This window comes from Pseudoxanthomonas jiangsuensis, assembly GCF_010093185.1.
GTDB lineage: Bacteria > Pseudomonadota > Gammaproteobacteria > Xanthomonadales > Xanthomonadaceae > Pseudoxanthomonas > Pseudoxanthomonas jiangsuensis.
This window is the reverse complement of sequence record NZ_PDWL01000117.1, coordinates 1-569: the sequence shown is the minus strand read 5'-3', so window position 1 is coordinate 569 and position 569 is coordinate 1. Positions and strand designations below refer to the sequence as shown.

Sequence of the window (569 nt, the reverse complement as noted above, 5' to 3'; positions counted from 1 at the left end):
GTCCGTCAGCTCATAACGGTACTTCACGTTAATCCCTTTCAGATGACTCACACCGGTATCCCCGCCCGACAACGACGGCAATGTACCCGGTTTCACTTGAAAATAGCCCACCGTAAACGTACCATGTCCACCTTCCGCACGGGCCGGAGTGACTGTCACCGCAAGTGCGGCAAAGACAGCAACGGCAATACACACATTACGCATCGTTCACCTCTCACTGTTTTATAATAAAACGCCCGTTCCCGGACGAACCTCTGTAACACACTCAGACCACGCTGATGCCCAGCGCCTGTTTCTTAATCACCATAACCTGCACATCGCTGGCAAACGTATACGGCGGAATATCTGCCGAATGCCGTGTGGACGTAAGCGTGAACGTCAGGATCACGTTTCCCCGACCCGCTGGCATGTCAACAATACGGGAGAACACCTGTACCGCCTCGTTCGCCGCGCCATCATAAATCACCGCACCGTTCATCAGTACTTTCAGATAACACATCGAATACGTTGTCCTGCCGCTGACAGTACGCTTACTTCCGCGAAACGTCAGCGGAAGCACCACTATCTGG

General features: G+C 53.3%; 1 protein-coding gene and 1 pseudogene. Both read right to left on the bottom strand.

What is annotated here, in order from left to right; genetic code table 11:
- Positions 1-204 (bottom strand): annotated as a pseudogene (gene lom / locus CSC62_RS17565) (outer membrane beta-barrel protein Lom); the annotation flags it as partial.
- Between the two features lie 61 nt (positions 205-265).
- Positions 266-569 (bottom strand): phage tail tip domain-containing protein (locus CSC62_RS17560; protein WP_211369043.1); only part of this gene is annotated, 304 nt, incomplete at its 5' end.